This is a genomic window from Flavobacterium johnsoniae, from assembly GCF_001879205.1.
Taxonomy (GTDB): domain Bacteria; phylum Bacteroidota; class Bacteroidia; order Flavobacteriales; family Flavobacteriaceae; genus Flavobacterium; species Flavobacterium johnsoniae_A.
The window spans coordinates 313349-339799 of the sequence record NZ_MLFK01000009.1; the positions used below are offsets into that span (position 1 = coordinate 313349).

Genomic DNA, 26451 nt, shown 5'->3' on the forward strand with positions numbered 1-26451 from the left:
CGCATTGGGAGTATTGATCCGCAAAATCGGCAGAATGCTGCAGGGGTTGTCTTAATCGCGTATCGAGAATTCTTGCCGGAATCTAATTTGAGTGATCATTTATCTTTGAATGGTTATAGTGGTATTTTTTGGGAGCTAATCCCGCTATCCGTTGCAATCTTTTGTGCCGAACCCCGGCACAAAAGGATTTTCACTGCTATCGGGGCTAGGGTTTGAATCCATTTTTTATGTTTTGGCTTTTAGTTTTTCAATACTATTTCATAAGCTATAAAATTATTAATTCTACAATATTGGTTGCCTACCTGCTTGATTATCTGATAGCTATTTTATAAATGGAAATCATTATTCTGTAAAAAAAATGTTTCTATACTTTTTACATTTGATAAAGGACAAATGCAGGCAAGCACGGCAATATAGCCAAACGTGCTCAGGGTACTCCTTTAAAAAACCGATAGTAAAAATTTAATTAAAAAAATAAAATGATGAATTCAGACAAACCGGAAAATTACGGTCAGGATGACAATAATTTTCAAAGCACAGACACAGGTAAAAAGGGACAGCAACAAGCTTCCTCCACAGATCACCCCTTTACAGAGAATGCCGAACCCGATTACGGAAGTGATCTGAGTACCGAGGAGATCAGCAGGGAATCCGCTCACCATAATATGCAGGATAGCAAGATTCCCAATTCAGACGAGCAAAGCAGCGATACAAAGGGTAATCCTTATGATTCAGAGAATCTTGACAATGAATCGGACAGCGAATCCAAAGATATAACCGAGAAGGACATTGAAGAGGATCTTATTAAGAATGATCCGTCTGAAGGTTTTGAAACTGAAATTGATACTTCTGGGAGCGATGAGTCTGAGAGTGCCCCCTTTACAACGATTGAACCAGATCAGGACAATCCCGTTCATAAGGAATTCGAAATAGGGGAACTTGGCAACCAGGAGCTTAAAGAAGATGAACGCGCCCGAGATGAAACAGACGGTGGTGCTCCAGGCAATTTTAAACCTTCCCAGCGAAAATTTTAATGTACCCGGATTTGATGCCAATAAAAAAACCGTTATTTATTTTAACGGTTTTTTTATGGATCCTGCGATTACTCTGTTTCTTTACATTATAATTTATCCTATTTGATTAAATCTGTTATAGGCAATGTATTTTATATTTCGTTACTGCTTAGTTTCTCTTTCCACGTATTAAGAGCTTCAGCATTGTTTCCAAAATTAGACTCTGTATCAAATTCATTAAGGGCCTTATCCCTGGCATCTAAATGTTTTTCTATAATTGCGTTAATTTTATTTACATTCCCGGCATTTATTTTTCCGCTGTTAATCTCTTTTTCTGACTTTTTTGCAAAGTAATGTGAAATGTTATATTTCAGCTGCAGGTAATCCAGTAATTGCTGGGATTTATATTCGGGTTTCACCCACGATAAATCCCTTCTGATTCCTCCATAGGATTCCACAGTGATAGTTCCTGTCCAGACATTCACTTTTTTGGTAAAAACACCAAATGTCAATTCCGGATAGACATGCAGATCTTTGCCTGATTCAGGTTGCATTTTAAAATCAGACCATTCCAAGATAGCTTTTGACCTTGCAGAAATAGAGTCGCCCTGGTTTGCTTTGGTCATTTCCGACATAACCCTGTCCCATTTTTTCTGGTTCTTTCCCTGGCCAAAAGTAAAAAGTGTCATACATAGGCCTAAAACAGTTAAAGTTAATTTATTCATTTTTTCAATTTTTAAGTTGAGATTATTTCAACGGTGTTTTTCATAATGTAGTATTGTATTAGTACAAGTATTATCTGCAACATTCTATACTACAATGGCTTTAAAACTAAATTAAGTCCTATTCTTGGATTTGTCAAATCTTTCCAAATGCCGCATTTCATTAACCCAATTGCCCAAATCCGTTGCAATATTGTTAGTAATATTTATTGTTTAGATATTTTTTTTATAGCATGAATTATCTTTCTATTTAAATCATCTATGTTTTCAGAATTATACCAAAGAATTGATCTTTGTCTAATATCAAAGGGTAATTCTTCAATCTTTCGCTTATCGACGTTATAAGCCATAATGATATTTTCCCATCCTTTTTTTGCAGCAGCATAACCAAGCTCAATTAGAACATTAGGGTTTGGGCTGAAAACGGAATCACGAAATAAACTTCCGAAAACTAAATTAACATCAGCCAGGAAAATGTCACAGTCTTCAATTTTTTTAAAAAGTGTGTTTGGTATGTCTTGACTTCCTGGAACATCCCTCATGTCTGAATCTATTATAAGCGTTTTACCAGCTTTTTTAAAGACTTGTACTACCATTGATAAAGATTTTCTAATGAATTTGCGTTCTATATCATTGTCTGATTGCCACGAGAAGAATAGATTTATTGTATTAACATCTTTTATTAATTTTTTAGATTGAGGCAGCAATTCAATTTGATTAATCATAAAATCAATTTTGGCTTTTCCTTCATCGATTACTTCTAACCAAGCTTTGGAATATCCTTGTGCTTTTTTTAAAATAGAATCTTTAAGATAACCATCATTATCAATAGTTCCTGAAATTGTATAATCTCTAAATCTAAAGAAAGTGTATTTTCCAGCTGGTTCATCTTCAAATTCTGGATATGAAACTTCTTCGGAAATAACATAACCTTTTAGTTCATCAAATTCTTCTCGAAAGTACTCTAACAAATTTAGTTTGTCTTGAAGTGCTGAACCGTCTAAAACTTCCGTTAAACTCTGCAAGCCAAGTTTTATTAACTTGTTAATTTCAGATTTAAATTGCCAAATTGATTTTTTCCCGTTAACACTATCGATTATTAGTTCAATAAACTCGTCTTCTTTATATCTCCTGTTTTGATGATGATATTCGATACTAAAACTTTTATTGTTTTTTAATAATTCTGCAAATACATCATTAAAAAAAATCTCTTCATTCATACGGTTGTGCTATAATTGCTGCTAACTAAACATACCACTCATAAAATGGCAACATAAAAATTTTGTAGTTGGCTTTGTGCTATTTATAAATTTTTAATTAGCGAATATAATAATAAATACCAAATCTTTCGAACTGGGTAGCAATAGCTGTGACTAAATAATTTTAGCACGTCGTTTTTACACTTCCCGGTTTAAGTATCAGCTTTTTGAACTCACCTCCAAGCTGTCTGCTTTTTTCCTTAATACTGTTTATCCATATATCCCAATTGCTTCCCTTTTACTTTTTATCCAAGACCCTATATGCTTTTGCCTTATTTCAAGGGCAAGATAGTCCGTGTCCTTAAACCAAAGCAAGGCCGGACCTTTGAGGTCTTGCTGAAAAATCTCCACCCATTCTCTATAAGGTCCTTTTCTATTTCCTTGCCCGTTATGTCTTTGGGGCCGCTTTGGGTTTTCTTTTAAGGGTTCTGCGGGTCATAGGGGCTGGGTGTTTTTGGCTGCGGTTTTTGGGTCTTTGATCGGGTTTTGGGAATTACGGTGGTGCTTGTGGTAATTTTTTGGTGTATGGGAGTTTTTTGTTTTATTTTTTGAATTAGATTATTGCTGTTGTTTTTTAAAGGGGTGGTGGGGGGCAGGTTGGGCGGTATTGTCGTGCTTGTCTTCGTTTGTGCTTTGTTAGCAGGCTTGTATGTAATATTATTTTTAAGGTTTGTATCATTTTTTGGAGCTTTTTCCCGCTATACGTTCCAATCTTTTGTGCCGAACCCCGGCACAAAAGGATTTCCACTGCTATCGGGGCTAGGGCAGGACCATTCTAATGTTTTGCTGCAATCCAAAGTATAAAAGCCTGTCAGTTTAATTTTTATTCAATAACTTTCCTATAAGACACTTGCACAGATCAGTTGTAATGGCTCTTACCTGCTGGAGATTATGTCCATTGTGAAATTTGATATACAAAATCGTTTTCTTTGTCCCAAAACAAATATAATTCGGCTGTCCCGTTAGTAAAATCACTTTCAGAAACACTCCCAATAAAAATCATATTTTCATAATTTAGTTTTTCCGGTGCCTGGATCCAATTCGGCCTGGCAAGTATGTTTTTTATAATTTCGCTTTTATCTTTTCCATCAAAATGAAATTCACTTATAACTTCTTCTTTTGTTGTTGTCAATCCGATAAATGTTTCAGAATAAGTAAAGTCTGAATTTATATTGTTGAATTTTTCGAATTTCTTTTTGGTATAAAGATACTTTGTGATTTTTTCGAAATAATAGCCAGATTCCACTTTGTCAAAATTCGTGTTGGCAGAGTGCACTAATTCACAGCCTTTTGATAATGTGTCTGCAAATTCCTTATTGCCTTTCGGTGTTAAGTAGTAATCTAAATTCTCAATAAAATTACTTTCAATGATTTCATAAGCTCTTTTTAATTCGCTAACAAATGGAAAATTCAAATTTGATAAATAGGAATATTTATTATTTTTATATTTAAAGCGGACCACTCTGGGGTCAGGCCTATTATCATTGAAATAGTCTTCGATATAACTTCCTGTATCCCAGACTGAAATAAAATGAAATGAATTATTGTTCAGAACAGGATGATTTTTAAAAGTAATTGACACAAGAGGTGTAAAAACATATTTTTCAGTCGGGCTACTTATCTCGAAAATATCTTCTATTAAAGGAAATGGTTTATTTTCGTATTTCATATTTGATGCTGTCTTGAATTCTCGATTATAAATGTCCCTTGCAGGCAACGTTATAGCAGCTACCAGCTGGTTTTTTAGTACTGTCAGCTCCCATAATTCTCTTATTGATCAAATTCTTCTGTCCATAATCCAAACTTCACCAAATTTCCTTGAAATTTTTCATATTCTTTTTCTTTAACTAACCTTTCCCATTCCTTCTCATTCACTTCTTTTTTATTATATGAAGGTAATTTTTCTGATTCAGGATATTTTTTACTTTCAATTTTTTTATTGATTCTTACTTTTTGTTCAGAAGTTAGTTTAATGGCAATTTGTTTCCACAAATCTGATATTGGATTTTTAATAACCAGTTCGGATAATAGTTCAATTTCCTCATCATTTAAGTTTCTGGGAAATTCATCAGCATTAAAGTCTTTCATAAATAATTATTTCGTTTTTCAACTTTCAGTTCTGGTTATTTGCTTTTTCATTCAGTTAAATTACCGATTAGTTTCAAAGCAAAAATCGTTAATACCAGTCCAAAAAATAATCCCATAAATATTGGCAAATAAATATGGCTGTTGATTTTATTTATCAGGCAGGATCTTTTTGGATTGTTCTTATCGTAATAGACGGTTATTTTTCTTTCTGTTTGGATTTCTTTTTCTTTTTCAGTCTGAATGAATTGATTGCTTTTTAAAAATATTTCATCGATTTTTGGAAATTGACCCAGACTTTTATACTCTTTTTCAAACAGATAATCACTGGCGTAGGTTTGATTTGATTCATATTCCACCTCGTCTACAACATAGTTGTATGTCTTTTTTAACCTAAAGCGGTAATCCTCAGAAAATGACATGTATTTTATTTCAGCGTTTTTAACCTCTCCAATACAATATTTCCATCTCGTGCTTTCTTCCATTCTATGCAGCCCGATGATTCCGGAAATAAACAGCCAGTATGAATAATAAAGAAATAGGGGTAATAAAACACATATAAAAACAGTTGGAATCACGCCATATTCCCAATTTTCAAAATTCATCTTTTCATTTCTTTTTCGTTATCAATATCGCCGGCTAGTTTATACCAGTCTTACAATGGCACCAGTAGGACTTTTATTTACTTTGCTTTGTGCGGTTGGCAAGTTTTTTAAGCGAATATAACAATATTCTACTAAATCTTTTAGTTGTGCGGCAATAGCAGTGAATCAGTTGTTTTACATTTATCAAATCTGAATGCGCTAAAATTTTCGCTGGGAAGGTTTATGATTGCCGGTGCACCATAACGCGACACGTTCCTGGCGCGTTCATCTTCTTTAAGCTCGTCATTTCCAAGTTCGCCAATTTCGAATTCCTTCTTTACGGGATTGTCCTTTTCGGGCGCTATGGTTTCAAAGTTGTCGCTTGCAGCCTCATCGCTCTTTTTAGTATCCAAATCCGTTTGAGACCCCTTAAGGGGTCATTCTCTATAAGGTCCTCTATGTCCTTCCCGGTTATGTCTTTGGGGCCGCTTTGGGGTTCCTTATAAGGGTGCTGCGGGTCATAGGTGCTGGGTGTTTTTGGCTGCGCGTTTTGGGTCTTTGGTTTGGTTTTTGGGAATTACGGTGGTACTTGTGGTAATTTTTGGTTGTATCTTTTTGGGTTTGATGTTATTTTTTTGGAGCTTTTTCCCGCTATCCGTTCCAATCTTTTGTGCCGAACACCGGCACAAAAGGATTTCCACTGCTATCGGGGCTAGGGAAGGACCATTCTAATGTTTTGCTGCAATCCAAAGTATAAAAGCCTGTCAGTTTAATTTTTATTCAATAACTTTCCTATAAGACAATTGCCCAGATCAGTTGTAATGGCTCTTACCTTCTGGAGATTATGTCCATTGTGAAATTTGATATACAAAATCGTTTTCTTTGTCCCAAAACAAATATAATTCGGCTGTCCCGTTAGTAAAATCACTTTCAGAAACACTCCCAATAAAAATCATATTTTCATAATTTAGTTTTTCCGGTGCCTGGATCCAATTCGGCCTGGCAAGTATGTTTTTTATAATTTCGCTTTTATCTTTTCCATCAAAATGAAATTCACTTATAACTTCTTCTTTTGTTGTTGTCAATCCGATAAATGTTTCAGAATAAGTAAAGTCTGAATTTATATTGTTGAATTTTTCGAATTTCTTTTTGGTATAAAGATACTTTGTGATTTTTTCGAAATAATAGCCAGATTCCACTTTGTCAAAATTCGTGTTGGCAGAGTGCACTAATTCACAGCCTTTTGATAATGTGTCTGCAAATTCCTTATTGCCTTTCGGTGTTAAGTAGTAATCTAAATTCTCAATAAAATTACTTTCAATGATTTGGTAAGCTCTTTTTAATTCGCTGATAAATGGAAAATTCAAATTTGATAAATTGGAATATTTATTATTTTTATATTTAAAGCGGATAACTCTGGGGTCAGGCCTACTATCATCGAAATAGTCTTCGATATAACTTCCAGTATCCCAGACTGAAATAAAATGAAATGAATTATTGTTCAGAACAGGATGATTTTTAAAAGTAATAGACACCAGAGGTGTAAAAACATATTTTTCATTCGGACTCCTTAGCTCGAAAATATCATCTATTAATGGAAATGGCTTATTTTTGTATTTCATATTTTTAATTAAAAACTTGAATTCTGGATTTTTGTCGGTGTTTGCTAGTAAGGTTCTATCTCATGGCGAACTTGGGGAATAAAGATGCGGGATTTTTCAAAAACAAACCAGCTTTCCATTAAAAACTATTGTCCGAAACAGTTGTAGCTGTTGTAATAAGTTAATTTTCAATTGTAATGGTTAATGGAATATCAACTAAAAAATCAACTTTTATTCCTTTATTAATTGCTGGTTCTATTATATTTAGTTCATTTATGCTTTGCATTATTTCCTGACAAAGTTTGGTGTTTTTGTGGGATACTTTAATGTTAATAATTTCTGCATTTTTATCTATAACAAACTTTAAAAAAACACGGTGCGCACCAGCAGTCAAACCGAAAGATTCGAAGTCTATATCATTGGAAATGTGTCCTGCGATGTTTCTTTTCAAACATTCTATTGATTTATCATTTTCAGTAGAGCATTTTTCTATAACAGGTGCTTGCTGCACATTATTAGACTGAAATAAATTTTTGCTGTCTATTTCCCGGACTATCAATTCTTTCTTGGGTATCAATTCTCCCCTGAGTTTTTTTTCTCCTTCATTTCTTTGATACCCCAGGATAATATGATACTCTTTTTTTTTCCTTTTAAGCTCGATGGAAACTTCTCTATCACCTTTCTCTTCATAAAATGTATCACTGTATCCGGCAGTTATAGTACCATCCTCAAAATAATTATTGAAATGATACGGTTTCTCAGATACTATTTTTTTTATTTCATTTTTTTTAACCTGATAGAATTCTTTAGCAGTTTTAACATTTGAAAAATGATGGTAGTTCCAGACAATGAGTAAATTCTGGTAATAGTTATCATTTTCTATAAAGCTGCTTGCAGTTGATAATTGAATTTTTACGCTATCAGCCAAAGTGTTCCCTAATGTTTTTACATCTAAATAACCGGAAAATGTTTTAATAATTTTCTTGTTTTGCCATACAGTTCTATTTGTACTTTCTTCTATGAAGCCATATTTTTTAATTGAGCAGTAAATACTATCCCTGCTTGATTCTAATGGCAGATTAAAAAATAATTTGCTGATGTCTTTTTGGGCATATGAATTTAACAGGCTCAAAAAAAATAGTAGAATAATGAATAAATTTCTGTTTTGTGATTTCATTTTTTAGTAATTGACTAAACTTGTTTATTGGAGCCACAAAATGGCACCAATGTAGCTTTTTTTAGCAGGCTTTGTGCAGTTATAAGCTTTTTAGCGAATATAAGAATAATATTAAATCTTTTTGATTTAATGATAAGAATGGAGTTTGCTTACAGCATCATTGTTTTGCTGCTGATCGAAATGTGCCCAATAGCTATTGATCATTGTGGGATCTCCTTTTCAGGCGCTATGGCCTCAAAGGTGTCGCTTTGAGCCTCATCGTTTTTTTGGGTATTCCTATCCGTTTGAGACCCCTTTGAAGGGTCATTCTCTATAAGGTCCTTTTCTGTGTCCTTGCAGGTTATGTCTTTGGGGCCACTTTGGGGTTCCTTATAAGGGTTCTGCGGGTTATAGGGGCTGGGTGTTTTTGGCTGTGGTTTTTGGGGCTTTGATCGGGTTTTGGGAATTACGGTCTTCATGATCGTAATTTTTGGTTGTATGGGGATTTTTTGTTTTGTTTTTTGATTGGATTATTGCTGTTTTTTTTTAAAGGGATTGCCCGGGGCGGGTTGGGCTGTATTGCGTTGCTTGTCCGGGGTTGTACTTATACTTTGTTTGTACTTTGTACTTAGTGAATTGTATATAGTTTTATTTTTTGGAGCTTTTTCCCGCTATCCATTCCAATCTTTTGTGCCGAACACCGGCACAAAAGGATTTCCACTGCTATCGGGGCTAGGGAAGTTGAATCCGTTTTACTGGTTTGAAAGATATGGTTTAAATCAAATAAGAACCCACTGCAAGAAGTAGCATTATTCATTTCGTTTTAGGTGCTTTTAGTGGCAGTGCTTGTCCAAAAATGTCCTGAAATGCATATACTGAATAATTTGTTTCTTTATTCTGTTGTTTCTGTATTTTTTATACCATAATTCAATGCTCATGCATTTTTAGTATATCGTCGATGTCACTTTCAAGCATTTTGTATATCCAGCCTCTCAAAATGCAGTTTTCCTGAAGTTTTGAAGCGCTTATTCCCTCGAAGACCTGGGCATTATATCGATATGACTCTTGGGCCTTCAGGATCAGTTCCATTGAGAAATGCCGCAGGCATATGATTCCTTGTTTGGTAAATGCCTTTTCTTTCTCTTCGAAACCTTTGAAATAAATACCGAAATCACCCGTCTGCGAGCGGCGGTAGCCAAAACTGCCCCACTGCAGGATGTCATCGTCCTTGAGGTACACAATGTACTCGTGCGGCATGGTATTGTAGAATTCAAAAGAATCTTTTAAAGTCGGGAAGTTGTATTCCACAAATTCCTTGTAACAGGATTCCAGATACTTGAAAAAGCTGGTAGTATATTCCTTGGCCTGACTTTCGCTGAATTGGACTGTCCGCATGCGGTTGGAATTCTGCAGTCTGCTCTGTTGGTACATTTCTTTTGTTTCCTTTAGGGAAATATCGGCCAGCGGAAGATAGTGCCCATCAATCTGACGGTATCCTTTTTCAATCAGCATATCCACTATCTTTGAGAGTCCCTCAAATGGTGGGACATTCCCTTTTGTTGTGAATTCAGGAATCGGAAGATTTTCCGTTATAGTGCGTTCAATAATCTCTGCCAATTCCTCCCGTGTAATATTTTTATATTTATAATGCTCTCTGATCTTAAACAGATTTATTCTGTTTTTCAAATCCAAAAGGTCAATCGGGTAAATCTGCTCATATCGGGGCATGTAATAATCTTCAATTTTGTAGTCGTAGTTCAATTTTTCATGGTAGTTATACACTATGGCTGCAAGTTGGTCAAAAAGAAGGGTATCTGTGCTGAAAGTGGGGATGGACTCCTTGCCAATTATTTCTCTGAGCTGGCTAAAAATGGACTTCTTCACTATCTTATCATGGTCTTCTGCCAATAGGGAGATATTGCTTGTAGAATAGGATTTGGCACCTGTCTGTAAAAATGGATTGCTTTTATACGGAGCATCGAACGGCTTGCGGAGATCAAGATATACCACATTAGCATTACGCTTTTCCGCCAGGGGAAATAAGGCATAGCCATCTCCGTTAATGAGATCTTCGGGTAGGATAATACCGATTTCGCCTGCTGTATGGGGCGCGAACTTATCTTTGAAAGTGGAAAAATTTTCATCAAGATAAGAATTATAGGCGGCAACGTATGAAAGGCATTTATCTCTCTTAAAGGAAACCAGTGTACTTTTATGAGAGTGGGAAGCATTTTCAACATAAAAGTCAATTGCGCTTTTGCCAATGTGGTTTTGATAGAAATAGTTGAGGAGATCATAAAAATCGTCATTGCTTTTTTTATCCAATTTATGAATCAGGAAGCAGATAATGTAATCGCGGATTTTTGAGTAGTAGAATGAAACATTGTAGAATTCCTCTTTGTTGGATCTGATTAGGATATTTCGGGTGAAAAGATCTTCCGGTATTTTCTGGTCTAGAGAATAGTTTAATCCTTCAATGATATGGTTCACATCGATGCCGTCATTTATATGAATTTCCGTATGGGAATATGTATAATTCATCAATAGGTTTCCTATGGCCGAAAGTGTTCTTGTTCCAGCCTCATAACCTATCTCAGTTTCTTCAAGGGTTTGTTTTAAATATTTTGCGATAAGTTCTTTGTCGCTGACCTTTCGTGGAATCTGTTTTCCAGTGTAGACTTCGCAGAATATCTTTAAAAAGAATCCGTTCTTAAGTTCAGGAAGTAGTTCATCCGAAATTTCACCTTTGAAACCGAATTCTTTCTGATACAGGGGAAGAATTGCGGTTAATTCCTCATCGGAGAATTCAGTTAAGTGATAGCCCGGATTTTCCAAACTGCTGTTATAATTGTGGAAGCTGTCTACCTCCTCATACAGCTTTGTAGGCTTATTTTTGATTTTCAGAACGGTGTTCCAGATATTGGATTTGCAGCTGACAATAATTTTTATTTTATCAGCCTTTTTTGCAATTAGAGCCATTTCGCTTAATTCCTGGGCTATGTTAGGATTGGTGCTCTCATCAACAGCATCGATGAATATGAAAACGGTCTTGTCTGCATAACGGCCCAATTCATCAAGTTTTTTCAGCGCAACATCTTTTTCGGTCTTGCTGGAAAAAGTAATGTTGAGATCCTGCGCAATGCATTCGCAGGGAGAAGTGATGATGGCGCAGTTATAGAAGAATACGAAGGAGTCTTCCAGTTTTTGTAGGGCTAGGGAGCACATCGTATTGGTTTTGCCCACTCCCGCATCGCCCACCAGACCAAAGACGGAATCACCGGAAGCCGCAAAGGCTTCGAATGAGTCTGTCAGCGCTTTTCGCTGAACGTACAATTTTTTTATAAATTTCGCATAGTGACTGTTGGAATCGCCAATGATCATGCCCATGCGGTCATTGACATTTGATTCGCAGAAGATCCTTAGGTTTTCAGGAGACATCGCAATGAAGTTCTTCAGAGCCTCATATCTAAGCTTTAATTCTTCATCTGTAGACAAGGTATATCCATTTTTATAAAAGGCAGATTTTTCTGAAATGGTTCCGGATAATTCTTCTTTTGTAATGGAGTCAAATATTTTAGTCGAAATCCCGTTTGAAACTATGGTGAAAGGAGCTATTTCATCCAGCAGTCTTGCATAGGAAATTCCCTGATCCCTATCTGCATCCGTAAGCTTTTTTGACTCAGCTTTTACTTCAATGACAAAAAGATTCCTGCCATGTCTTTTGATTAGCATATCAGATCTGCCTGTTGCATGCTTATTTCTTCCAAGACGTATGGTGAAGGAATCTTCAAAGGATATTTCTGAAGAATCGATTCCTAAATCTTTTAGATAGGGCAATAGAATTTTGCCAGTAATGTCAAATTCGCTCATAAGTACTTAAATCTATTTAATTCTCTGTCGATTAGATAATCCGCCTTTTAATTCCGCTTTCTTGGTAACAAAGTATGATGAATTACTTAATAACTCTAGAGGGTTGCTGTTTTAAAACTGTAATATTTGTTTCTAGAAATATGTAAATAATAAGTAATTCTTCAAATTTTACAGTATAGATACTCTAACCTTATGTACTATAGCCTTATAAAAATCACTATCTTTCTTAAATACCAGAAGCAAACATTCCTCCACATTGCTCTAATAAATCACATTTGTTGCATTCCTCAAAGTAAATGTTTTTCCAGTCGGAAATGGATTTCCGTGAATATTTCCAAAGATTTAGAGGTAATATGCAGAGTTTGGCGCTATTTTATTTATTATATTTTAGGAAAGTGGAAAAGCATTACTTCAACTTGAATTTTCTTGTCGCCATCGTCAGGTAAAGTAAATTCGTAATTAATTGAATGTTCATATGTGTCATTGATATGTTTGCTGTAATTTGCGTGATTACTAATTTCTGTTTTTATTGTACTTACAATGCTTGTCATTTCTTTTTGGTCAACAAAAAATATTAACGCTGTTTTAGTGTCTCGATGTGTTAAGTAGCTTAATAATTGGTCGATGCCTTCAGCTAATTTTTTTTGTCCTTTCCAAAACTTGCATTCAGCAACAAAGAGATTAGTTCCGTCTTTTGCATACTTTAGAAGAATGTCTGTCTTCCCTTTTTTATTGAACGCTTCGCCGATGCCGGTTGCTGATTCATATCTTGTTTCAAGAAACAACAAGAAAATATCTCTTAAATCTTCTTCATGCTTATCCTTGTAAATTGAAGGTTTTCGTTCAATTGCTTTTCCGACATTATACAAAACTTCTCTAATGTCAGTGTAGACTTCTTCTTGAAGTATTGGAACTTTTTCTTTTGCTACTGTTCTACTTGTTTCTGTTGCCGGAGTTGGAATTGCTTTCTTTGTAATAGTTGGCGGGACTAAATATTCTGTAGATTTTGGATTAACTTTCAGTCCGATTTTTTCGAAAAAATCAAACTTTTTTGACACAACTCCTTTTCGGTTTTCTAAGGCTTGCTGAATTAAAGTTTCAAGTCTGTCATTCCACGGTTTAGTTTCATCGTGTATTGTGGGTAAGTTTGTACTTACAGTGCTGATAATTTCGTTAACTTCTGAAAAATAAGAGTTCTCGTCAAACTGAGTCAGCGTGATTGTTGCCTTGATATTAGTATTGCCAATGACAACATTATCCTCAAGATAAACAATCGTGGATCGCGAAGGCATGCAGTAAAATAACTTATGGTTTCCCTCAAATGGAATGGTTACAATAATCTCAAGAACACCCTGGTTAATCAATTGTCCCCAGTGGTTGTACATTTCTTTGGTTGTTTCTTTTGGCTGTGAAGGTTCGGGTCGCCCTATAACAATAGGATAAATAGTAAATTCAGATTTTAGCCTTTCAGCGAGTTCGGGAATATTCGTACTATCGGTTATTTCCAATTTATCAATTCGCTCGAAAAGTGATTTTCTGTATTGGCCTACAAAATCACCTAAATGATATTTTCTGAATAATTCGCTCATTGTTTCCTATTTGTTATTTGTCTTTATACAATCACTGCTTATTAAATTATACCAACCATAAAATGGGGTCAATATGACTTTTAGCTGGTTTGTGTATTAGTAAGATTTTTAAGCGAATATAAGAATAAATACCAAATCTTTTCAGCAGTCTAGCAGTAGCTTCTGTTTCTACAGTAATAACCAAGTTTAGAGGACTGTTTTTCGAATTCATGCAGGTGCTTACTGCTTTTCTTCTTTACTGCTTATTATCAACAGTAACCCAATTGCATCCCTTTTACTTTTTATCAAAGACCCTGAATGCTTCTGTTTATTTCAGGAGCAAAGGTAGTCCGTGTCCTTGAGCAAAAGCAAGCCCGGGCCTTTCAGGTCTTGCCAAAAAATCTCCACCCCTGCGGGTTGTATTTTTTGCCAGAGCCTTGCTTTTGCCGGACACTCACCTTTTTATGCTCATGAAACAAAACATAGCATACTGCGGCTCTTTAGACGAATAAAAAAAAATGTCAGAAATGAGAATTGAAATATTGAATAAAGCAATGATGAAACAAAACAGCGCCTGCTCTCATTGCCGAATAAAATTTCAAAAAAAAAAGAAAAGTAAAAAAAGTCAAAAGTAAAAATACGGGGCGGGAAAGGGAGAAAGGCGGTGTGTGGTGCGATGTGGCAGGAGTGTAAAAAGATACAAGGCAGAAGGAACTATAAAATAGTAATAAAGTAATTAAGTAATAGTAAACATTTAAAAATCAGGAATCATGAACATTACAGGAAGAGTGACAAGAGATGCGCAGGTTCGCACCTTGTCAGACAGCAGACAGGTAGTAAATTTTTCGGTAGCCATCAACGAGAGCTACAAAAACAAAAAAGGCGACAAGGTGGAGCAGACCACCTTTTTCGAATGCGCCTACTGGATAAGCCCGAGGGTTGCCGAATGGCTGACCAAAGGCACGGTGGTGGAGCTAACAGGGATGGTAAGCGCAAGGGCGTGGAAAGGGAATGACGGTGAACCGCGCGCAGGGCTGAACTTCAATACCTCCAATATCAAACTGCACGGAGGCGGTAAGAAGTCCGAAAGTGCAGAGGCGATGAAAATTGGACAGAATGCGGAACAGGAAAATAAAAAGGTCACCGTAAAAGAGCCTGAGGACGACATCCCGTTTTGAGCAGGCAGTAAAGGGTTCTAAACAATTTTAATTTCAAACTTTAAAAATCAAATATCATGGCACATAATATCAATTACAACAGCGAGACAGGAAAGTATTCTTTTTTCAGCGTAAAGGAAAAAGCATGGCACGGGCTCGGGCAGATCGTGGAGCAGTACCCGACGAGCGCCGAAGCTATCAGACATGCGGGGCTTGATTATGAGGTGGCTAAAAGCCCATTATACACAAAACCATCGGGCATTATCCAAACTGCGGGCGGTATCGAAATGGGCAGTACCGAACTGGCAGTACCTGACAGTTTTGCCACTATCCGCACAGACAGCAATGCCGTTTTGGGCGTGGTTGGGAAAGACTACCAAATCGTACAGAACCGTGAGGCGTTCAGTTTCTTTGATGCCATTGTAGGTGGGGGCGACGGCATACTGTACGAAACAGCAGGGGCGCTCGGACAAGGTGAGCGCATTTTTATCACGGCAAAACTGCCTGATTATATCAGGGTCGGAAATGGTGACGATGTGACTGAAAAGTACATTTTCCTGACTACCTCCCACGACGGGAGCGGAAGCATCACGGCGGCTTTTACCCCAATCCGCATTGTATGCCAAAATACCCTTAACGCTTCACTCCGCTCGATGAGCAACGTGGTGCGCATCCGCCATACATCAGGCGCTAAACAGCGCTTAGACGATGCCCATAAAGTAATGGGACTGGCGGATAAACTCAGCAGTCAGTTAGAGGGCATCTTTAATGAATGGTCTAAAGTGAAGGTAACGGATATGCAAGTTAAGAAATTGATTCAATTGGCATTATGTCCCAATACCGAAACACTCGCTTTAATTAAAAAAGGGGCTGAAGATGAAGTGTCTACCGTGTTTAAAAACACCGTTGAGGATGCTTTTGCGTACGCCATGGCAAGCGAATCCCAGCAGATGGAAACCACAAAAGGCACTCTTTTCGGGGCATACAATTGCGTGACGGGCTACTATCAGAATGTGCGAAAATACAAAGACAGCGAAGCCAAATTGCAGTCCATTGTAATGGGAGGCACAGCTCAGGGAAAAGCCCAAAAGGCATTTGAACTGTGCACCGCTTTTCAGGCAGATGGCGCCGAAATCCTTAACCTGAATTAGAAAGGCAGATAATCAAAGGCTGTTTCGAAACCGTGACAGCCTTTGAAATCAGGAGCTAGTGATGCGATAGCAGGGTTGGACATCTGCAAAATTGAATAACATAAAAGCGCAGGAATAATGGCAAGGAAAAACAGCAACAATTTTGAGTTTATACTGTATCTCTACAATGAATTTGTCAGCAAACACCGCAGTACAGGCAAGGAAGCCCGCATGTATTGGCATATTTTGGACAAGTATATAGAAGTGGGGCTTTCAAAAAAAAGCCAGACAGCCGAAAAAAAGTACGCCCAAAAGCTTGTAGCCATCATAAGGGAAGCCGTCGGGGAATGGAACACCCATCTTCTTATCTTAAAAGGGGAAGAGGGAGAAAAGGAATATCAGGAAAATATGAAAAGCTACATCGAACGCCTCTACAGGTTAGGGCATGATGAGCAGAGCGTGATGGAATCAATTATTAAAAAATTAAAATTAAATTATGGAAACGACAACTAATTTTTTCAATCAGATAGCACAGTTGCAGATCATTGGCGATTTGCACATTACCATTGCCAAAGGGGCAGAAGACAGGCTTATCGTACTAGTCATGCTCCAAAATGAAACCTGCGGTGACAGCGCCAAGCATAGCATACCGCCCCTTAATCTAAGAGGAACAGCCGAAGAACTCGACAGCGGTTTTTTTGAGAATATCACAACTCCCATTGAGTCGGCTTCGGGTCTTATGGTAGACATGGAAGGCTATATGAAACAGCTTGAAGATACCAAAAAGCAGTCGGCTATGGAAAAAGAGAAAGACGACAAGCAGAAAAAAGAGCAGGAAGCCAAGGACAAAAAGTTCAGCGAAGCTATGGCAAAGGCGGACGAACTGGAAAAAGACGGGAAATTCCGTGAGGCATGGATAAAAGTGCCCGAAATCCATGAGTTTCCCTTTAAGGCGGATGAAATACGCAGACGAAAATCTGAATTATCAGCCCAATTTGCGCCTGACCTGTTCGGCAGTACAACAGAAACCGCAAAGCACGAACCGCCCCGAGAGGCACTTTTTCCTGACTATGGCAATGCCAATGTGCAAGAGCCCGAAACGGACGAGGAAGAAACGGAATACTGGGAAGATGACCCCGAAGCAGAGAAGTAGGATATTAATCTAAATAATGAAATCATGTTATTAGCAACACAATTACAGCGGGTTTTTATACTCAGGGACAAAGGGCAGGAAATCAGGCTTTCCGACCCCGAGCCAAGATGGAGCACAGAAGCGGTACTGAATTTTTATGCCCCGACCTATCCGATACTCACAACCGCCAAAATATCAGCCCCTGCCATCAGGGACGATGCGGTGGAGTACCGATTTGAAACGGTAATGGGAACAAAAGGCTAGCCAAAATTTAAAGCCATGAATTATGCAACAGACAATCATATCGGGAACAGTGCAACTGCCCGAGCAAAAAAGACAAAAACAGCTTCACGCACAGCTCGCAGGGTTTATGCACTCGATGCAGAGACCAAAAGATGCAGGCGAGGTGCAGAACGACAAGCAAAGGTCAGTACCTGCGGGGATGCTACCGATGGTTTTCTAAGGGTTTCATTTCTGCCCAGACTACAAGAGAATAAAACGCTACAGGCTTGTGGGGATATTTCCAAAATGAAAAACGATTTTTATAGCTCCCTTGACAACCTAGCAGGGCATTACCGCATTGTGCCGATGCCGACCTCTCATTTTGAATATCCCTATAATATGGCATTGGCTGTGTGGGATTTGGAAGAGAAACTCAAAAAAAGTGTGGGGAACTTTTCCGAACTGCGGTTATTGCAGGACAGCCACAGAACGTATCTGCTCAGCGAGGAAAAATACAGTACAGGCACAACGCTGTATTATATCCCCATAGAACCGATTTATCAAATGCTCAGAGAACCGAAGCACAAACAGAATGCGCATCTGCTTTTATCGGTCTGCTCATATCTGTATCATATTGCCGATGTACCGTATTACAGACAGCAGGGAAGTTATTTGTACTGGCTCTATGAAATGCACAGGGAATGGACAGAACAGGACGAGGACAGGGAGGAAAACGAGATATATGTGCGGGAGTTCGATAAGGCAGAACTTATTGGGGACTGTATGGGACAAAAGTCTTTCAGTCCCATGAACCTGACCTTTTTTGAAAAACGGCTGAACGGTTTTAAAAGCCGTGATGCCTTTGATAAGCAGTGTTTGGAGATAGGCAAAAAAGCTTTTGCCATATACATCAATTATCCCAACGAGAGCATTTTTCGAAATGCACCAACACATTACGAGGAGGAACACGAAGAAACGGAAGACGACAGCATCGGCATGGAAAAGTACATTTCCTTTATCTCCGATACCAAAGGATGGCTGTATGAAAGCATAGAGGAGAGCATCAACAACGAATTTAACGAGTACGGTGCAATGGACGAGCCAACGATTTTAAAATGCTTTGATGGTAGTGAACTGACAGAGAACAGCCTTGATTTTGAAAGTCTGCTGTTTGCCCTTTTGGATGATATGTGCGCTTTACTGTATAACTATAAATAGAACGAAAATGAATAATGTAATGGATGTAACAGAGGATTTCGGGACGCTCTACCACCCGAAATCCGCCCTTGTTTTCTATGAAAGTAAAGGTTTAGATAAAGAGGTTTATGTAGAGCATTTTGATATGGATAAAAACGGCACGCCTATCAATGCTCATCCTCTCACAGAGCGTGAAGCAGGGGCGCTCGCAAAGGCGCTTACAACCGACAAGCAGAAACAGACCGCCTTTTTAAATTCGTGCGGGATTCTGCCGACCACTATCCTGCACATCAATCCAAGCAGGGACAAAGGCGCTGTGATATGGTACACCAAATCCCAAAAAAGACCGCTTTATTTTATAGAGGGCTTGGGGATTCCGTGCGGTCATGGGTATGTACCTCCCATGGTCTGGCAGGCGACCAAAAACAGCCTGCGGGTATTTGCACTTTTAAGTAACAGCAGACCTACGGAAAAAACATCATTGTACTATGCGCCATTTTTCAATATCTATGAGGACGGCAGGGTATGTATGGGTTCAGTCAGTATCGATATTAAAAACTCTGCATCGATGGAGCAATTTACAAGGGCGTGGGAGGATTATTTCTTCAATAGTTATTTCAGTCACCTTATAGGAGAGAACAGCCCTGTAAAGGGCAATTGCGTGAGCCTGTGGAAAGATCTTACCGCAACAGGCAGAGCCTTTCCCACAACAGTATTAAAAAAGAATAACAAAACACTTAACAACCTATTGTCATGAAAACAGGCAAAACCAAAATGCATGTTACAGACACGTATCTGATAAGCCCTACAAACCCGATTACTGTTAACCTGATAGGGGCAGGAGGTACAGGCTCAAAAGTGCTGACCGCCCTTATGGAAATGAACCACAGCCTCACAGCGCTTGGGCATGCAGGGCTCTCGGTGCGCCTTTGGGATGATGATATTATCACAAGCGCCAACCTTGGCAGACAGCGTTTTGCGCTCAGCGAGGTAGGGCTCTGCAAATCCGTGGCACTTATCAACAGAGCCAACCGTTTTACTGGCACAAACTGGAAAGCGGAAACCGTAAAATTTGAAAGGGACAGCTTTGGAAAACTGCCGAGTAATGCAAAGGCATCAATTTATATCACGTGCACGGACAGCGTACGCTCCCGTTTTGACATTGCCGAAATATTAAAATACAGCAACCAAAGGCATCACAGGGACGACCCCAAATACTGGATGGATTTTGGCAACAGCCAGTATACTGGGCAGGTCATCCTGTCCACTATTGGGGAAATTCCACAGCCCAAGTCCGAAAAATTTGAAATGGTGGAGAGCCTGCCTTTTGTGACTGAGGAATTTGGGGAGCTGTTACAGGAATCTGAAACGAAGGACGACACGCCAAGCTGTTCGCTTGCCGAGGCACTTGAGAAACAGGATTTGTTTATTAATTCCGCTTTGGCGCAGATGGGATGCTCGCTTTTGTGGAACCTGTTCCGTGAGGGCATGACAGCAAACAGGGGATTTTTCCTGAATTTAAAAGATTTCCGCTCTCAGCCCATTGCGGTCGGATAAGCCCGAGATCGGGCGGCAAAAAGACACTCCTTCCTTTCGGGCGGAGCGTCTTTTTGCGTTTAAAACGGTGGAGCGATTTTGCCAAAATGCAGTGCCCGCTATTTTACCAAACCCGCTGCGTTTTTTTTAAGGGATGCTTATCATCCCTTTTGCTGTTTTTGGACGGACTTCTTTTCTTTCCGAGGCGGCCAAAGAAAAGAAGCAAAAGAAGACCGCTTATTACAATGGCTTTTATGGAGATCGGTCAATAGGCTCTTTTTTCCAGCGGGAAAAACCATCAAATAAATGCTCGATATTTTCAAATTCAATAAAGGCAATGAGTTCTTCCTTGCACTTCGCTTTAAATCCCCGGATACACATGAAATCTTTTAGAGTCAGCTTGGAAAGTTCGCCAATAGTTTTGATTTCTAAAGTTTCCAATATGGTCTGCAGTCTTTTGCTAAAAGTAAAATCGCTGTTGTAAAGCAATTTTTGACGTAATGGGTCGGTTTTGTCTTTTCTAAATTCCTCGGTGCTGGGAGTTGGATTTAATTGGCGCTTTAAATCCTGTAGCTTTTTCTCGTAACGATCGATTTCTGAAAGCAGTTCGGTCACGGCTTTTACTTTACTCAAAGTTTTCTCGTAAAGTTGCTCCACATATTCGGATGTGACCCCATATTGTTCTCCCGCCTCCTGGAGGGGCGTTTTTTCTATCAGGAGTTTGCAAAGTACATCATATTCTTTTTTAGAAAGTACTTTTCTGGACATTTCGATATAAAACCTGTTGGTGCGGTCAATAACATTATGCATAACAATACAAGTTAAATCCTTATTGCCAAAATAGGTTTTGGCTCTTGCAGTTCTATGCTAAGATACTAACGTTAATTGAGTTATGCAATGTATTTGCAGGAAAGGCTTAAGCTCAGAAAACAAAACAGCCCAAAGCAATGCTTCGGACTGTAATACTTTTTAATTTCTAAAATTTTAATAGTTATTAAAATTTTAGGTGCATACTGTTTATCATCTTGGCTTTTACCAGATCTGAATTTTTAATCTTGAGTGTCTGATGTCTCCCTCCGTTTTTCTCAAAAATCTCAATTAGCAGCAGTTTGTCATCCGCTATTGTAAACTGGTCAAAGAGAAACACATTCTGTTCTGTGGCTTTTCCGGGAACCTCGTCGATCATTTTATAAGTGCGCAGCGGCACAATAGGCCTTTGCTGCGAGGCAGTGCGCTTGGCTGTTTTTTTATCCACCACCTTGAAACTCATAAAATCGATACTGAAAGGTACATTGGTTTGGTTATCAAGCTGCGTATGGAAATAATACTTGCCGTTGTGGATATAGATGCCTTTTAAGCTGAACTGAATGCCGAAACTCTCCGATGCAATGTGATTTACGATTCGCTTGTTGTTTTTGTAAATAGTTTCCAGGATCAGTCCTGCCAGTGAGGGTGGTGTTTTTCCAAGTTCCTCAAAAAGAACATCGCTTGCACTGACTTTGTCAAAGTTCTTCTGCATCGCCATAAGATCATAGCTGAGGGTAGGCGGGTTGGCGCTGTACTGCACGTTAAAATTGTAAAAACGGCCGTCATCGGTAATCACTGAAAAGTTGGTTTCCTCTTCAAAAGTCTTGACCGATGCCTTGACGCGAAGGACGTTTTCAGCATTCTCGGCCTTTGAGGCAATCAGGTATTCACTTCCAAGATCCACATATCGGATAGCGGACGGGAAGATAAGATGGGAAGTTTTGTCATAAGTTACCTGCATATGGTACGGCAGTATCGTTCCTAAATCAAGGCTCGTGGCTTCGTTTTCCTGAGCAGATGCTACTAATGAATATGTTATTAAAAGGGCTGTTGCCCAAAATAGTTTAAATTGATTTTTCATAATTAACTTATTTTAGATTGCTGTTATTTTTTGGAAACCAGATACACCTGATGTCCTGCTTTTAGGGTCACTTTAGGTGTCCTCACTTTTTTGGCGAAATAGCCCGAGATGCCCTGAACCACCCCGCGGCTCAGGTCAGCGGCCACCTGCTGTCCTGCAGACTGTGTCATCATTAGGCTCGTGCCGGACTGTTGGCTCATATTCCCCGCCATTTCAGTCAGGGCACTTCTTTCGGCAGAATAAGGAACAGGCACTCCCTGCTGGCCGTCAAGGTCATAAATGGTAATGTCCACCGGAATAATGGATTCCTCCAGTTCGATGGAAGTGACTTTCAACTGAAGGCGGCCTGCCTGAATCTTGGCATTTGCCGTGACCATTGCACCCGCTGCTATGATATGACCTGCAATCCTTGCAGACTCCAAAAGACGAAGTGCTACGGCTCCCTCGCTGATAATGGTCTGGGACTGTTGCACGCAGGCCCTGATACTGTTTTTTGGCGGAAGCGTCTCTTGCATTGAACCGGCAGAATTAAACCCTTTGCCCGTGTTCCATTCTGCAAGAAAAGTGCTGTCGTAAGGCTGGCGATACAGCGAGGATACCCTGCTTTTCTTTGAAGGAACCAGCGCCGAAAAATTCTTCTCTTCTGATTCCGCCTTTGCTACTGCAGTGTTTTTGCCTGCAGGCTCGACAGGAGCGGAGCCTGAGGGAAGGTATTTGGCGACCATCTGATAGGATTTTTCCATAAGTGCCAGCTGGTCATCAACGGTGGCAGCTTTGGGAATTTCCTTTTGCGCGAGCTCCTGCTTCAGGTCCTCAAGCTGTCGGCGCAGCTCCTTGGTTTCTCCGTTGTCCTGCTGATAGAAAGAACCCAGCGTGCTTTGGGCAGTACGGTAAGTGTTCAGCGCCGGATTGTTAGTTTCTTCCGCGTCATCGGCTAGTGATTGTTTCTGCTCAGGTTTGCCCTCATTCCAGTAATCGGACAGCGTCGTTAAAGCGTTCTTTTTTTGCTCTTCTTTGTCTTCGAGTATTTCCTGCTCATACGCCTTCTGTTTATCTGCCTGCAGTACAGATCCGCTTGCCTGTGGCACGCTGTCGTTCAGACCAATGCTTTCGATCTGCTTTTTATCCTTCGACGGCTTAAAGATCAAATACATACAGCCGACACATACAATTCCCATCAGTGTGAAAATTAGCGCTTTTTTAAAACGCTCGACAGTTGTCTTTTTTTCATCAGGCAGAAACGAGAAACTGTTTTGACGAGCTTCTTCTGAGAGAAGGCTGACTTTTTTTTTATTTTCTTTCATAATCCTATTTTTTTAATTGGCTTCAGGGAGTCCTGTAGGGGCGCCGGACTTTCTTTCCCTGCCGAGACAGGGTTTTCGATATGTTCTACAGCCATATTGTTTCTTGCGTATGCCGTATCGCGGCATACGTTGAAAATGACAACTGCGGTCAGCAGCACGTACGCTGCAAAAAAGTACAGTATTACCTGATGTTGCCTTTTTATTGGCATTGCTTCCCAGTTCCTGTCAAGCCCTTCCAGCCATTGGTTTATATTTGCTCTTAATTTATTCATAACCTTGTTATTTTTTTCTCAAAGCTTAAAACGCTTTGGACATTTATCTGTTTTTTGGTGCTGTTCATCATTGACCAAGGCGACTGCCTGCGACGCGCTGGGCGCAGATATAACAGATAGGTTTGTCAGTTCCGCTTTTTTTAGCAGCTGTCCAAATTGGTCTTTCCTTGCCACCTCCATTCTGTTGAGAGAAAATTTACCGTTCAGGTATTTTACCAGCATAATGCATCGTACGCTTGGCTTGTCTTCACCCGACCATTGCAGGTAGCCTGTCAGCAGCAAGTCCTCTTTAGGCAAACTATCTTTTCCATTTTTGCAGTCTTCAAGGTATTCGCTGATGCTGTCTTTAAACTTTCCTCCGTACGCACCCTGCGTATGGAAATAGCCGTTAAATCCTTTTTCAGTCAGGATTCTCGCAAATGTGTCTAAATCTAATAATGCTTCCATAAGATTTTTTTTTAGCGTTCGATGACTTCTAGATCCCTGTTTTCAACCACCGCGAACTTTTCAATATTAAAACCCTGCGGATTATTGTCCGAGCGCACCGAGTTTACCAGAAGGCAGGATGTAACCAGACTGCGGCTGGTTACATTACTCGAGCGTATGATAATTTGCCTTGCATAGCTCCGCACCACATACGGGTAAGTCTCGAAATTGCAGACCACGCTGTCCATTTCGATACGCTGCTGTACATTGCCTGATATAATCCGGTTGTAATAACCCTTTTCCAAAAGGTCCTTGTAGTAGTTAAAAGCACTTTTATCGGCAAGGCTAAATGCTCTTTTCATATTGCTTTCAATGGCATTTTTGTCGGGCGCCAGGGTAAAGAACAGCTCGTGAAAACGCCTTACGTGCTCTCGGGCTTCCACAGGACGGTTGATCGAGGCGTCTTGAGCGAGTGCGAGCATGAGCGATTTGCCATTATCCAACACATAAATTTTCTGGCGCTGCTGCTCGGCAAAGCCATACGATCTCCAAAGCGCGTATCCGGTCACTGATGCACAGAGCACGGCAAATACAATTGCATAAAGCCTGATTTGCTGAAAACTGTTTTCTATATTTCTGAGTGTTTTAAATTCCATTTTATTGAATGTTTATTGATTACTTATTGACCAGTCTTCCTGCAATGTTGCCTGCGGCCGAACCTGCACCTGCGCCGGCTATATTTCCGGACTTCATGGCAGTCTGGTGGATGTTGCGTGAAAAGTTTCCTGCGCCGCCTGCCTGTATAATCCAGCCTGTCACTGTTGGAATGGTAAAATAGCCCACAATGCCGATGATCATAAAAATGATGTATACCGTGTTTGAGGTATCAGGAATGAAAGCAGGATCAGCAAGCATTTCTATGTCCCTTTCAATGATCAGGGACTGGATCTTCGCCAGCATTGAGCTGAACAGGTCCGCTACGGGAAGCCAGAGATAAACGCTGACATACCTTGTAATCCACTGCGTGAGAGTCGACTGGAATCCGTCCCAGACTGATATGGCAAATGCGATAGGCCCGAGGATGGACAGCACTATGAGAAAGAAAATGCGTATGGTGTCGATCACCAGCGCTGCAGCCTGAAATAGTATTTCGAGCAGGTTGCGAAACCACTCTTTTATTATTTTCTCTATCTGATAGGTCTGCCTGTCCATATACATTCCGGCCATTGTCCCGATGTCCGAAGGCGACCAGCCCAGCTCGTCCAGTTTCTTGTCGAACTCCGCGTCCGATACCATATAGGCAGTTTCGGGATTGCGGATCATCGCTTCATGCTCCAACAGGTCTTTTTTTGCCTGAAGATCGTTCAGGTCCAAAACCTGATCTTCCAGAATGCTATGTGTTCCCTGAACTATCGGGCTTAATACAGCATTGATTGTACCCAGCACGATTGTCGGGAAAAACATGATGCAGATGCCCAGTGCAAAAGGGCGCAGAAGAGGGTAGACATCAATAGGTTCAGCTCGGCTGAGCGCCTGCCAGACTTTCAAGGCCACAAAAAACAGCGCCCCGAGTCCTGCCAGTCCTTTGGCCACCGCCGCCATATCGGCGGACAGTGGTAGCATCTCATCATACAGCGAGCGAAGTACCTCGTGAAGATTATTGAATTCCATATTACCAATATTTTTGGTTTGGGGTGCCGTAAAGCTCTAGGACTCTTTTGGTACTGTTCTGTTTTTTAGCTCGCAGGATACTCACCGATATATTCTTATTGGTGTAGTAGCGCACCAGGCTGTGGTATTCTTTTACCTCTTTGTATACACGGTCGATAATGTCCATTCGCTCCTTATCACTGAGTGACAGGCTAGAGGAGGTGACAATCTGTTTGAGTTCTTTCAAAAGCTCGGTACTCTCTCCCAACAGCGCCGAATATCCCTTGGCAATGGCGGTCAGCTCCCTTGCCGAAAAGTTTGGATCATTAAGCATCCTACCGAAATTTTGCACATACATTTCCGATACATCACCCACCAAAAGGACGGTCTGCTGTACCTTGCGGGCGTCCTTTACCAGATTGTTAATCGCCTGTAGCTTATCGTAATATTCTTTGCCCTGCTTGTATACCTTTTCGACTTCCTTGAAATTTTTGACCACATTGCTAACTGTAGAGGAAGTCTGTATGATCTCGTTGGCGCTGTTGAGAATCCCCGAGGCAAGATTGGCCGGATCGGTAACCACAAACTGGGCATTTGCTGATGGAGCCGAGGCAAGCATAATTGCCGCAGACACCATAAATAGTATTTTTTTCATTGTTATCGGTTTTTAAATTGTTAT

The 26451-nt window shown here is 39.7% G+C and carries 28 protein-coding genes; 9 read left to right on the plus strand and 19 right to left on the minus strand.

Translation table 11 applies throughout. The features are described from left to right. Window positions 1–479 precede the first annotated feature (479 nt). Window positions 480–1034: a hypothetical protein gene (locus BKM63_RS17275; protein WP_071637811.1), complete on the plus strand. Its 555-nt coding sequence runs from the start codon at window positions 480–482 to the stop codon at window positions 1032–1034. Between the two features lie 131 nt (window positions 1035–1165). Here BKM63_RS17275 and BKM63_RS17280 read toward each other — a convergent pair whose 3' ends face one another. The 11 genes from BKM63_RS17280 to BKM63_RS17330 form a co-directional block, all read right to left on the minus strand. Further along, window positions 1166–1738 carry a hypothetical protein gene (locus BKM63_RS17280; RefSeq protein ID WP_071637812.1) on the minus strand — a complete coding sequence of 191 codons (573 nt, stop codon included), beginning with the start codon at window positions 1736–1738 and terminating at the stop codon, window positions 1166–1168. Window positions 1739–1941: 203 nt separating this feature from the next. Then, on the minus strand, window positions 1942–2955 hold the full coding sequence (locus tag BKM63_RS17285; RefSeq protein ID WP_071637813.1) for a hypothetical protein: 1014 nt from the start codon (window positions 2953–2955) through the stop codon (window positions 1942–1944). A 928-nt stretch (window positions 2956–3883) separates the two neighbouring features. Beyond that, the gene (locus tag BKM63_RS17290; protein ID WP_071637814.1) at window positions 3884–4663 is read right to left on the minus strand and encodes a hypothetical protein; all 780 of its coding nucleotides are present in this window, start codon (window positions 4661–4663) and stop codon (window positions 3884–3886) included. A 101-nt stretch (window positions 4664–4764) separates the two neighbouring features. After that, on the minus strand, window positions 4765–5082 hold the full coding sequence (locus tag BKM63_RS17295) for a hypothetical protein (RefSeq protein ID WP_071637815.1): 318 nt from the start codon (window positions 5080–5082) through the stop codon (window positions 4765–4767). A 47-nt stretch (window positions 5083–5129) separates the two neighbouring features. Continuing rightward, window positions 5130–5684: a DUF3592 domain-containing protein gene (locus tag BKM63_RS17300; protein WP_071637816.1), complete on the minus strand. Its 555-nt coding sequence runs from the start codon at window positions 5682–5684 to the stop codon at window positions 5130–5132. A 140-nt stretch (window positions 5685–5824) separates the two neighbouring features. Further along, window positions 5825–6076, minus strand: coding sequence for a hypothetical protein (locus tag BKM63_RS17305; protein WP_071637817.1), 252 nt, complete (start codon window positions 6074–6076; stop codon window positions 5825–5827). Window positions 6077–6505: 429 nt separating this feature from the next. Next, window positions 6506–7285: a hypothetical protein gene (locus tag BKM63_RS17310; protein ID WP_071637818.1), complete on the minus strand. Its 780-nt coding sequence runs from the start codon at window positions 7283–7285 to the stop codon at window positions 6506–6508. A 160-nt stretch (window positions 7286–7445) separates the two neighbouring features. Beyond that, the gene (locus BKM63_RS17315; protein WP_071637819.1) at window positions 7446–8441 is read right to left on the minus strand and encodes a hypothetical protein; all 996 of its coding nucleotides are present in this window, start codon (window positions 8439–8441) and stop codon (window positions 7446–7448) included. Between the two features lie 200 nt (window positions 8442–8641). Then, a complete protein-coding gene (locus BKM63_RS17320; protein ID WP_071637820.1) occupies window positions 8642–8899 on the minus strand; it encodes a hypothetical protein in 258 nt (85 codons plus the stop codon). A gap of 448 nt (window positions 8900–9347) precedes the next feature. Continuing rightward, complete coding sequence (locus BKM63_RS17325; protein ID WP_071637821.1) at window positions 9348–12290, minus strand: type I restriction enzyme HsdR N-terminal domain-containing protein; 2943 nt, start codon at window positions 12288–12290, stop codon at window positions 9348–9350. A 380-nt stretch (window positions 12291–12670) separates the two neighbouring features. Next, complete coding sequence (locus tag BKM63_RS17330; protein ID WP_071637822.1) at window positions 12671–13879, minus strand: hypothetical protein; 1209 nt, start codon at window positions 13877–13879, stop codon at window positions 12671–12673. 749 nt (window positions 13880–14628) lie between these two features. On the opposite strand from BKM63_RS17330, the gene BKM63_RS17335 reads away from it, so the two are divergent. The 8 genes from BKM63_RS17335 to BKM63_RS17370 all read left to right on the plus strand — a co-directional run bounded on the left by BKM63_RS17335 (window position 14629) and on the right by BKM63_RS17370 (window position 20253). Further along, window positions 14629–15036: a single-stranded DNA-binding protein gene (locus BKM63_RS17335; RefSeq protein ID WP_071637823.1), complete on the plus strand. Its 408-nt coding sequence runs from the start codon at window positions 14629–14631 to the stop codon at window positions 15034–15036. Window positions 15037–15092: 56 nt separating this feature from the next. Next, a complete protein-coding gene (locus BKM63_RS17340; protein ID WP_071637824.1) occupies window positions 15093–16166 on the plus strand; it encodes a DUF932 domain-containing protein in 1074 nt (357 codons plus the stop codon). A gap of 117 nt (window positions 16167–16283) precedes the next feature. After that, complete coding sequence (locus BKM63_RS17345) at window positions 16284–16658, plus strand: hypothetical protein (protein ID WP_071637825.1); 375 nt, start codon at window positions 16284–16286, stop codon at window positions 16656–16658. Beyond that, window positions 16642–17298, plus strand: a complete 657-nt coding sequence (locus BKM63_RS17350; protein ID WP_071637826.1) for a PRTRC system protein E — start codon at window positions 16642–16644, stop codon at window positions 17296–17298. Before BKM63_RS17345 ends, BKM63_RS17350 begins: the two co-directional genes overlap by 17 nt. A gap of 24 nt (window positions 17299–17322) precedes the next feature. Beyond that, entirely contained in the window at window positions 17323–17541 is a 219-nt protein-coding gene (locus BKM63_RS17355) for a PRTRC system protein C (protein ID WP_071637827.1), read from the plus strand. A gap of 15 nt (window positions 17542–17556) precedes the next feature. Further along, window positions 17557–18717, plus strand: coding sequence for a hypothetical protein (locus BKM63_RS17360; protein ID WP_071637828.1), 1161 nt, complete (start codon window positions 17557–17559; stop codon window positions 18715–18717). Window positions 18718–18724: 7 nt separating this feature from the next. Beyond that, window positions 18725–19453 carry a PRTRC system protein B gene (locus BKM63_RS17365; protein WP_071638158.1) on the plus strand — a complete coding sequence of 243 codons (729 nt, stop codon included), beginning with the start codon at window positions 18725–18727 and terminating at the stop codon, window positions 19451–19453. Then, window positions 19450–20253, plus strand: coding sequence for a PRTRC system ThiF family protein (locus tag BKM63_RS17370; protein WP_071637829.1), 804 nt, complete (start codon window positions 19450–19452; stop codon window positions 20251–20253). Before BKM63_RS17365 ends, BKM63_RS17370 begins: the two co-directional genes overlap by 4 nt. 231 nt (window positions 20254–20484) lie before the next feature. On the opposite strand, the gene BKM63_RS17375 is transcribed toward BKM63_RS17370, so the two are convergent. The 8 genes from BKM63_RS17375 to BKM63_RS17410 all read right to left on the minus strand — a co-directional run bounded on the left by BKM63_RS17375 (window position 20485) and on the right by BKM63_RS17410 (window position 26427). After that, complete coding sequence (locus tag BKM63_RS17375; RefSeq protein WP_071637830.1) at window positions 20485–21042, minus strand: sigma factor-like helix-turn-helix DNA-binding protein; 558 nt, start codon at window positions 21040–21042, stop codon at window positions 20485–20487. A 184-nt stretch (window positions 21043–21226) separates the two neighbouring features. Next, entirely contained in the window at window positions 21227–22120 is an 894-nt protein-coding gene (gene traN / locus BKM63_RS17380; RefSeq protein ID WP_071637831.1) for a conjugative transposon protein TraN, read from the minus strand. A gap of 23 nt (window positions 22121–22143) precedes the next feature. Continuing rightward, entirely contained in the window at window positions 22144–23424 is a 1281-nt protein-coding gene (traM, locus tag BKM63_RS17385) for a conjugative transposon protein TraM (RefSeq protein ID WP_071637832.1), read from the minus strand. After that, window positions 23421–23696, minus strand: a complete 276-nt coding sequence (locus BKM63_RS17390) for a nitrogen regulatory IIA protein (protein WP_071637833.1) — start codon at window positions 23694–23696, stop codon at window positions 23421–23423. Before BKM63_RS17390 ends, traM begins: the two co-directional genes overlap by 4 nt. Before the next feature lie 18 nt (window positions 23697–23714). After that, the gene (locus BKM63_RS17395) at window positions 23715–24143 is read right to left on the minus strand and encodes a hypothetical protein (protein WP_071637834.1); all 429 of its coding nucleotides are present in this window, start codon (window positions 24141–24143) and stop codon (window positions 23715–23717) included. Between the two features lie 11 nt (window positions 24144–24154). Beyond that, window positions 24155–24778, minus strand: a complete 624-nt coding sequence (gene traK / locus BKM63_RS17400) for a conjugative transposon protein TraK (RefSeq protein ID WP_071637835.1) — start codon at window positions 24776–24778, stop codon at window positions 24155–24157. A gap of 19 nt (window positions 24779–24797) precedes the next feature. Beyond that, complete coding sequence (traJ, locus tag BKM63_RS17405) at window positions 24798–25793, minus strand: conjugative transposon protein TraJ (RefSeq protein ID WP_071637836.1); 996 nt, start codon at window positions 25791–25793, stop codon at window positions 24798–24800. A 1-nt stretch (window position 25794) separates the two neighbouring features. After that, window positions 25795–26427 carry a DUF4141 domain-containing protein gene (locus tag BKM63_RS17410; protein WP_071637837.1) on the minus strand — a complete coding sequence of 211 codons (633 nt, stop codon included), beginning with the start codon at window positions 26425–26427 and terminating at the stop codon, window positions 25795–25797. Between the last annotated feature and the right edge of the window lie 24 nt (window positions 26428–26451).

Bases quoted from the DNA above. Each gene is read 5' to 3' on its own strand.
- BKM63_RS17275 (WP_071637811.1), top strand. From the start codon at position 480: ATGATGAATTCAGACAAACCGGAAAATTACGGTCAGGATGACAATAAT.
- BKM63_RS17280 (WP_071637812.1), bottom strand. From the start codon at position 1,738: ATGAATAAATTAACTTTAACTGTTTTAGGCCTATGTATGACACTTTTT.
- BKM63_RS17285 (WP_071637813.1), bottom strand. From the start codon at position 2,955: ATGAATGAAGAGATTTTTTTTAATGATGTATTTGCAGAATTATTAAAA.
- BKM63_RS17290 (WP_071637814.1), bottom strand. From the start codon at position 4,663: ATGAAATACGAAAATAAACCATTTCCTTTAATAGAAGATATTTTCGAG.
- BKM63_RS17295 (WP_071637815.1), bottom strand. From the start codon at position 5,082: ATGAAAGACTTTAATGCTGATGAATTTCCCAGAAACTTAAATGATGAG.
- BKM63_RS17300 (WP_071637816.1), bottom strand. From the start codon at position 5,684: ATGAATTTTGAAAATTGGGAATATGGCGTGATTCCAACTGTTTTTATA.
- BKM63_RS17310 (WP_071637818.1), bottom strand. From the start codon at position 7,285: ATGAAATACAAAAATAAGCCATTTCCATTAATAGATGATATTTTCGAG.
- BKM63_RS17315 (WP_071637819.1), bottom strand. From the start codon at position 8,441: ATGAAATCACAAAACAGAAATTTATTCATTATTCTACTATTTTTTTTG.
- BKM63_RS17320 (WP_071637820.1), bottom strand. From the start codon at position 8,899: ATGAAGACCGTAATTCCCAAAACCCGATCAAAGCCCCAAAAACCACAG.
- BKM63_RS17325 (WP_071637821.1), bottom strand. From the start codon at position 12,290: ATGAGCGAATTTGACATTACTGGCAAAATTCTATTGCCCTATCTAAAA.
- BKM63_RS17330 (WP_071637822.1), bottom strand. From the start codon at position 13,879: ATGAGCGAATTATTCAGAAAATATCATTTAGGTGATTTTGTAGGCCAA.
- BKM63_RS17335 (WP_071637823.1), top strand. From the start codon at position 14,629: ATGAACATTACAGGAAGAGTGACAAGAGATGCGCAGGTTCGCACCTTG.
- BKM63_RS17340 (WP_071637824.1), top strand. From the start codon at position 15,093: ATGGCACATAATATCAATTACAACAGCGAGACAGGAAAGTATTCTTTT.
- BKM63_RS17345 (WP_071637825.1), top strand. From the start codon at position 16,284: ATGGCAAGGAAAAACAGCAACAATTTTGAGTTTATACTGTATCTCTAC.
- BKM63_RS17350 (WP_071637826.1), top strand. From the start codon at position 16,642: ATGGAAACGACAACTAATTTTTTCAATCAGATAGCACAGTTGCAGATC.
- BKM63_RS17355 (WP_071637827.1), top strand. From the start codon at position 17,323: ATGTTATTAGCAACACAATTACAGCGGGTTTTTATACTCAGGGACAAA.
- BKM63_RS17360 (WP_071637828.1), top strand. From the start codon at position 17,557: ATGAATTATGCAACAGACAATCATATCGGGAACAGTGCAACTGCCCGA.
- BKM63_RS17365 (WP_071638158.1), top strand. From the start codon at position 18,725: ATGAATAATGTAATGGATGTAACAGAGGATTTCGGGACGCTCTACCAC.
- BKM63_RS17370 (WP_071637829.1), top strand. From the start codon at position 19,450: ATGAAAACAGGCAAAACCAAAATGCATGTTACAGACACGTATCTGATA.
- BKM63_RS17375 (WP_071637830.1), bottom strand. From the start codon at position 21,042: ATGCATAATGTTATTGACCGCACCAACAGGTTTTATATCGAAATGTCC.
- traN (WP_071637831.1), bottom strand. From the start codon at position 22,120: ATGAAAAATCAATTTAAACTATTTTGGGCAACAGCCCTTTTAATAACA.
- traM (WP_071637832.1), bottom strand. From the start codon at position 23,424: ATGAAAGAAAATAAAAAAAAAGTCAGCCTTCTCTCAGAAGAAGCTCGT.
- BKM63_RS17390 (WP_071637833.1), bottom strand. From the start codon at position 23,696: ATGAATAAATTAAGAGCAAATATAAACCAATGGCTGGAAGGGCTTGAC.
- BKM63_RS17395 (WP_071637834.1), bottom strand. From the start codon at position 24,143: ATGGAAGCATTATTAGATTTAGACACATTTGCGAGAATCCTGACTGAA.
- traK (WP_071637835.1), bottom strand. From the start codon at position 24,778: ATGGAATTTAAAACACTCAGAAATATAGAAAACAGTTTTCAGCAAATC.
- traJ (WP_071637836.1), bottom strand. From the start codon at position 25,793: ATGGAATTCAATAATCTTCACGAGGTACTTCGCTCGCTGTATGATGAG.
- BKM63_RS17410 (WP_071637837.1), bottom strand. From the start codon at position 26,427: ATGAAAAAAATACTATTTATGGTGTCTGCGGCAATTATGCTTGCCTCG.